The organism is Kitasatospora sp. NPDC056181 (assembly GCF_042266225.1).
Taxonomy (GTDB): domain Bacteria; phylum Actinomycetota; class Actinomycetes; order Streptomycetales; family Streptomycetaceae; genus Kitasatospora.
This window is the reverse complement of sequence record NZ_JBHJUK010000049.1, coordinates 23,658-30,137: the sequence shown is the minus strand read 5'-3', so window position 1 is coordinate 30,137 and position 6,480 is coordinate 23,658. Positions and strand designations below refer to the sequence as shown.

The 6,480-nt window shown below is 71.9% G+C and carries 5 protein-coding genes; all 5 read right to left on the bottom strand.

Going from position 1 to position 6,480, the window contains the following annotated elements:
- Positions 1-615: 615 nt before the first annotated feature.
- Genes ACFC1F_RS19960 through ACFC1F_RS19940 form a run of 5 tightly spaced genes read right to left on the bottom strand, consistent with a single transcriptional unit; the run spans position 616 to position 6,353 of the window.
- On the bottom strand, positions 616-1,650 hold the full coding sequence (locus tag ACFC1F_RS19960; protein WP_376159956.1) for an ABC transporter ATP-binding protein: 1,035 nt from the start codon (positions 1,648-1,650) through the stop codon (positions 616-618).
- Entirely contained in the window at positions 1,647-2,645 is a 999-nt protein-coding gene (locus tag ACFC1F_RS19955; RefSeq protein ID WP_376159954.1) for an ABC transporter ATP-binding protein, read from the bottom strand. Before ACFC1F_RS19955 ends, ACFC1F_RS19960 begins: the two co-directional genes overlap by 4 nt.
- Complete coding sequence (locus tag ACFC1F_RS19950; RefSeq protein ID WP_209415179.1) at positions 2,645-3,631, bottom strand: ABC transporter permease; 987 nt, start codon at positions 3,629-3,631, stop codon at positions 2,645-2,647. The genes ACFC1F_RS19955 and ACFC1F_RS19950 overlap by 1 nt, the downstream gene beginning before the upstream one ends.
- The gene (locus ACFC1F_RS19945; protein WP_376159951.1) at positions 3,628-4,587 is read right to left on the bottom strand and encodes an ABC transporter permease; all 960 of its coding nucleotides are present in this window, start codon (positions 4,585-4,587) and stop codon (positions 3,628-3,630) included. Before ACFC1F_RS19945 ends, ACFC1F_RS19950 begins: the two co-directional genes overlap by 4 nt.
- 14 nt (positions 4,588-4,601) lie before the next feature.
- A complete protein-coding gene (locus ACFC1F_RS19940; protein WP_209415177.1) occupies positions 4,602-6,353 on the bottom strand; it encodes an ABC transporter substrate-binding protein in 1,752 nt (583 codons plus the stop codon).
- Positions 6,354-6,480: the final 127 nt, after the last annotated feature.

Below are 6,480 nucleotides of genomic sequence, written 5' to 3'. Positions count from 1 at the left end.
CCCCACGTCCGCGGTGGGCCGCCCGCCCCCGGGCGGCCGCGACCCCACCGCGGGGGGGGCCCGGCCACCCGGCCCCCCGACCCCCCCACCCGGCCGCCCAGGGGCGGGGCCCCCCGGATCCGTCCGGGGGCCACGGCCTTCGCTCTTCCCCGGCACCCCCTCGGGGCCGGCTCGCTCCACGCGGCTGGGCGCACGCGGCTCGGGTCACGCGGGGGCCGGTCACGCGGGGGGCGCACGTAGTTCGGTTCACGCGGCCCGGCACGCTCCACGCGCTTCGGTTCACGCCGCCCGGCTCGCTCCACGCGGGCCGGGCAACGATCACCGCAGCCGTCACGGTAACCACGGCGACCACAACGACCGCGGCAACCACGGAAGGCCCGCACCCTTCCTCTCGGGTGCGGGCCTTCGACATGCTGGAGCCCGGCCGGGCGCGGCCCTCAAGAGGTTCCCCGCCGCGCCCGACCGGGGGTCGGTGTGAGGGCCCGTCGTCCGGACCCCGGGTTGCGGGGTCCGTCGTCCAAGCCCCCTGAGTGCGGGGGCCCGTCGTCCGGGTCCCCCGGTTGGAGCCGTACCGCCCGCCGTGGGGGAGGCTGAGCGGTACGGCGCTCGGGGAGGTCAGGCCTCCGGGAAGTGGCACGCCGCCTGCCGGGCACCCGGCCCGGCGATCTGCAGCAGCGGCCGTTCCGTCCGGCAGACGTCCTGCGCCTTCGGGCAGCGCGGGTGGAACGAGCAGCCGGACGGCGGGTTGGCCGGGCTCGGCGGGTCGCCGAGCAGCACGATCCGCTCGCGCGCCCGCTCCGCCGCCGGGTCCGGCAGCGGTACGGCGGAGAGCAGCGCCCGGGTGTAGGGGTGGGCGGGGTTGCCGTACACCTCCTCCTTGGCGCCGATCTCGACGATCCGGCCGAGGTACATCACCGCGACCCGGTCGCAGACCCGCTTGACCACCGAGAGGTCGTGCGCGATGAACACGTACGCCAGCCCCAGCTCGTCCTGGAGCCGCTCCATCAGGTTGACCACCTGGGCCTGGATCGAGACGTCCAGCGCGGAGACCGGCTCGTCGGCGATCACCAGCCGGGGCGAGGTGGCCAGCGAGCGGGCGATGCCGATGCGCTGCGCCTGGCCGCCGGAGAACTCGTGCGGGTAGCGGTCGATGTGTTCGGGGATCAGCCCGACGAGCTCCATCAGCTCGGCGGCGCGCTTGCGCGCGTCTGCCGCGCTCGACCCCTGGATCAGCAGCGGTTCGGAGATGATCCGGGCCACCGTCTGCCGGGGGTTGAGCGAGGAGTACGGGTCCTGGAAGACCATCTGGAGGTCGCGCCGGTGCGGCCGCAGCTGGGCCTGGGAGAGACCGCCGATCTCGGTGCCGTCGAAGGTGACGGTGCCCGAGGTCGGGTCGAGCAGCCGGACGATCATCCGTCCGGTGGTGGACTTGCCGCAGCCGGACTCGCCGACCAGGCCGAGCGTCTCGCCCTTGCCGACGTCGAAGCTGACGCCGTCCACGGCCCGGACCGCGGCTCCCGCCCGGCCGTTGCGGCCGCGCTTGCCGGGGAAGGTCTTGACCAGGTCCCGCACGGAGAGCAGCGGTTCGGCGTCCGATGGGACCCGGGCGGCCGGCAGCGGCTGGGCTGCCGGGGACGCGTGAGCGGTCATGAACGGGCTCCTTGCGGCACCAGCGGCAGGTGGCAGGCGGCCTGGTGGCCGGGGGCGAGCGGACCGAGCGCGGGGCGCTCGGCCAGGCAGCGGGCGTGCTCCTCGGCGGTGGCCGCGGTGGTGCGGGCGCAGCGCGGGGCGAAGGAGCAGCCGGGGGCGGGGACGATCAGTGACGGCGGGCTGCCGGGGATGGCCCGCAGCGGGGCGTCGTCGGTGTCGTCGAGGCGGGGCAGCGAGTCGAGCAGCCCGCGGGTGTACGGGTGCGCGGGGGCGCTGAACAGCCCGTCCACGGGGGCCTGTTCGGCGGCCCGTCCGCCGTACATGACCAGGACCTCGTGGGCGACCCGGGCGACCACGCCGAGGTCGTGGGTGATCATGACGACGCCGAGGCCGCGCTCCTGCTGGATCCGGGCGATCAGGTCGAGGATCTGGGCCTGGACGGTGACGTCGAGAGCGGTGGTGGGCTCGTCGGCGATCAGCAGGTCGGGTTCGCAGGCGAGCGCCATGGCGATCATCACGCGCTGGCGCATGCCGCCGGAGAACTGGTGCGGGTACTCGTCGATCCGGCGGGCGGGTTCGGGGATGCCGACCTCGCCGAGCATCTCCAGGGCCCGCGCGCGGCCGGCCTTGCGGGAGGCCTTGAAGTGCACCCGGTAGTGCTCGGCGATCTGCTCGCCGACGGTGTAGAAGGGGTGCAGGCTGGACAGCGGGTCCTGGAAGATCATGGCGATCCGCCGGCCCCGGATGGTGCCCAGCTGCCGCTCCCCCAGGCCGATCAGCTCCTGCCCGGCCAGCCGGATCGAGCCGTTGACGGCGGCGCCGCGGTGCAGGCCCATCACGGCCAGCGAGGTGACGGACTTGCCACTGCCGGACTCCCCGACCAGACCGAGGGTCTGCCCGGCCTCGACGGTGAAGGAGATGCCGTCGACGGCCCGGACGGTACCGCGCGGGGTGTCGAAGGAGACTGTGAGATCTTCGACCTCCAACAGTGCCATCAGTACCTCACTCTCGGGTCGACCACCGCGTAGAGCAGGTCGACCAGCAGGTTCGCCGCGACGATGAAGAAGGCCGCGAGCAGGGTGACGCCGAGGATGACCGGCTGGTCGGAGCGGGTCAGCCCGTCGTAGAAGAGCCGGCCGACCCCGGGCAGGCCGAAGATGGACTCGGTGATGACGGCGCCCGCGAGCAGGCCGCCGAGGTCGATGCCGAAGATGGTCAGGATGGGTGTCATCCCGGAGCGCAGCCCGTGCTTGACCGTCACGGTCAGCGCGGGCAGGCCCTTGGCGCGGGCGGTGCGGATGTACGGCTCGGCCATCGTCTCGATCATCGAGTTGCGGCTCTGCCGGGCGTACGTGGCCGCGTACAGCAGGGCCAGTGCGATCCAGGGGAGCAGCAGGTTGGAGGCCCAGCCGAACGGGTCCTCGGTGAAGGGGTGGTACGACGGGTAGGGCAGCAGGCCGGCGGATCGCACGACGCCCCAGATCAGCATGATCGAGGTGAAGTAGACCGGCAGCGAGGCGGCGCCGACCGAGAGGACCGTCAGGATCCGGTCGGTGATGCTGCCCTTGCGCAGGGCCGAGGTGACGCCGGCGCCGAGCCCGAGGACCAGCCAGAGCACCGCCGCGCCGAACGCGAGCGAGATGGAGACCGGCAGGCGGTCGGTGAGCAGGTCCCAGACGGGCAGCCCGTACTCGTACGAGTAGCCGAGGCACGGGAAACCGCAGTGCACGGCGCTGGGGCCGCTGCCGTAGTCGCGGCCGACGAAGATGCCGGCCAGGTAGCTGCCGAACTGGCTCCAGATCGGCTGGTCCAGGCCCATCGCCTCCTTGACGGCGGCGAGTCGCTCGGGGCTGCACGTCTTGCCGCAGGCGGCTGCGGCCGGGTCGTTGGGCAGCAGGTAGAAGATGGTGAAGGTGATGGCGCAGATGGCGAGCAGGATGCCCGCGACACCGATCAGCCGGCGGCCGAGGTAGATGATCACGACCGGCCTCCCCGGGGGTCGAGGATGTCCCGCAGCGCGTCGCCGAGCAGGGTGAAGGCGAGCACCGCGACGAAGAGGAAGACCGTCGGGATGAGGAAGTACGTCGGATCGGTCTCGTAGTGGACGATGCTCTCGGAGATCATCTGCCCCCAGGACGCGGTGGGCGGGCGGACGCCGACGCCGAGGTAGCCGAGCGCGGCCTCGGTGGCGATCATGCCGGGGATCAGCAGCGTGGTGTAGGCGATGATCGGGCCGGAGACGTTCGGCAGGATCTCCCGGGTGAGGATGCGCCAGGAGCGGGCCCCGCCGACCTTGGCGGCCTCGACGTACTCACGGTGCTTGAGCGAGAGCGTCTGGCCGCGGACCACCCGGGCGATGCCGGGCCAGCCGAACAGGCCGATCACCAGGGTCATCAGCAGGATCCGGTTGACGTCCTTGGCCACCGACATCATGGCGATCATGAAGATCAGCGAGGGGAAGGACATCGTGAGGTCCATCAGCCGGGAGAGCGCCGCGTCGATGCGGCCGCCGAAGTAGCCGGCCGCGATGCCGGCCAGGGTGCCGGCGATCACGACGAGGGCGGTCGCGGTGAACGCGATCAGCAGCGAGACCTGCCCGCCGTGCAGGACGCGGGCGAACAGGTCGCGGCCCGAGCCGGGTTCGACGCCGAGCCAGTGCCGGCTGCCGATCCCGCCGAAGTCGCCGATCGGGACACCGCCCATGTAGGGGTCGACGGCGCGCTTGTCGAACTCCTCGGGGGTCCAGCCGCCGAGCGAGCTCAACGGGCCGGCCAGGGCGGCCGACAGCACCAGCACGGCGACGGTGATCAGGCCGAAGCGGGCCGAGCCCTTGGCCCACAGCTGGTCCCAGACCAGCCGCCAGGGCCCGCGCCCGGTGGCCTTCGCGGGGCCCGCCGCCGTGTTCTCCACGGCGGCGGGCTCAGTGGTTGTACTCATCGGATGACGGTCCCTCAGCCCTGGCTCTTCGCAGGGTCCTTGAGGCCGACCACGGCCATGTCGAGCATGCCCGCGTAGCCGGAGTTGCCGAAGGCGCCGGCCACGTTGGTGCCGACCAGCAGCGGGCGGCGCTGCCACATCAGCGGGACGGCCGGGGCCTTCTTCAGCAGCTCCTCGTCGAGCTGCTTCCAGGCGGCGTTGGCCTGGGCCAGGTCGGTCATGGCCGCGATCTGGTCCATCCGGTCCATCGTGGCCTGGTCGCGGAACTGGCTGTAGTTGCCCTGGTTGCCCTTCTCCTTGATGGTGCGGCCGTCGAAGAGGAAGGGCAGGAAGGTGGCGCCGGACGGGTAGTCCGGGCACCAGCCGTTGATGTACAGGTCGGGGGCGTTCTTGATGTCGCCGACGGCGTCGGCGATGGCGGAGGCGTCCATGGTGTTGACGGTGACCTGGATGCCGGCCTTGGCCAGCGACTGCTGGAGCGCCTCACCGCGGCTCTTGTCCCCGATGGAGACGGTGAGCGAGACCTTGAGGTCGGTCTTGCCGGCCGCCTTCAGCAGCTCCTTGGCCTTCTCCGGGTCACCGGCGGCCGGGATCTTCAGCGGGTCGGCCTTGGCGCCGCCGGTGAGCGCGGGCGGCAGGTAGGAGGTGGCGACATCGGCCAGCGCGGGACCGCCGAACGCGGTGACCTGGGCCTCGCGGTCGACCGCGTACATCATCGCCTCGCGGACCTTCGGGTCGTCGAAGGGCGCCTTGGCGTTGTTCAGGTACAGCATGTCGGTACAGCCGGTCTGCTCGGCCACCATGCGGCCCTTGACGTCCGCCTTGGGCAGCACCTTGGAGACGGACTCGTGCTGCATCCACGGCATCTCGATGGTGGAGGCGTCGGCGCCGTCGCTGGCGATGATCCGGTCGTCGACCTGGCCGCCCTTGAGGCCCTGGGTGACCACGATCTTGTCCGGGTAGGCCTTGCGGACCGAGTCGGAGGCCTGGTCCCAGTTGGTGTTGCGGACCAGCACGAGCTGCTTGCCGCGGTCGTAGGAGGCGATCTTGTACGGCCCGGAGGAGAACGGCCGTGAGTCGTACTGCGTGCCCTTCTCCTGCGACTGCGGCACCGGGGAGAAGGTCGGCAGGGTGGCCGTGTACGAGAACTCGGCGACCGGGCGCTTGAGGCGGAAGACGATCGTCTTGTCGTCCGGCGTCTCGATGCTCGACAGGTGCTCGCCGGTCAGCGGGCCCTTGTAGTTCTCGCCGCCGGCCAGGTACTGGACGGCGTAGTCGGGGCCACCGGTGAGGTCCGGGGAGAAGGACCGCTCGACGTTGTACTTGATGTCGGCGGACTTGATCGGGCTGCCGTCCTCGTACTTCAGACCGTCACGCAGGGTGAAGGTCCAGGTCTTGCCCCCGTCGGAGGACTTGCCGAGGTCGGTGGCGAGGTCCGGCACGATCTCGCTGCCGGCGGCGCCCGGCTCGGCCTTGAAGGTGACCAGGGTGCGGTAGATCAGCCGGGTGCCGAAGTCCATGTGCGGCAGCACCCAGTTGCGGGCCGGGTCGAGGTGGGCGAAGTCCTGGTTGGTCAGCACGGTCAGGGTGCCGCCCTTGACCGGCGTGCCGCCGACGATCTCGCCGGACGCCGCACCCGGCGCCTTGGTGCTGCCGGCGGCGGCGTCGCCGCTGTCGCTCTTGTCCTTGTCACCACAGGCCCCGAGGCCGAGGGTCAGTGTGGCTGCGATAACCGCCGCGAGGGCGGCGTGGGTGCGCCTGGTCATGTGCAACTCCGCAGTGGGGGCCCGAAGCGAGGGCCGTGCTCCGACCCCGGCGCTGATCCGGGGCCCGGCCGGGAGAGCGACCTCAGGGGGTCTAGCCGCTCCACGGTGTGACCCGTAACATAGTAAT

Coding starts and splice junctions, on each gene's coding strand:
- ACFC1F_RS19960 (WP_376159956.1), bottom strand. CDS start 1,650: ATGACCGCTCACGCGTCCCCGGCAGCCCAGCCGCTGCCGGCCGCCCGG.
- ACFC1F_RS19955 (WP_376159954.1), bottom strand. CDS start 2,645: ATGGCACTGTTGGAGGTCGAAGATCTCACAGTCTCCTTCGACACCCCG.
- ACFC1F_RS19945 (WP_376159951.1), bottom strand. CDS start 4,587: ATGAGTACAACCACTGAGCCCGCCGCCGTGGAGAACACGGCGGCGGGC.
- ACFC1F_RS19940 (WP_209415177.1), bottom strand. CDS start 6,353: ATGACCAGGCGCACCCACGCCGCCCTCGCGGCGGTTATCGCAGCCACA.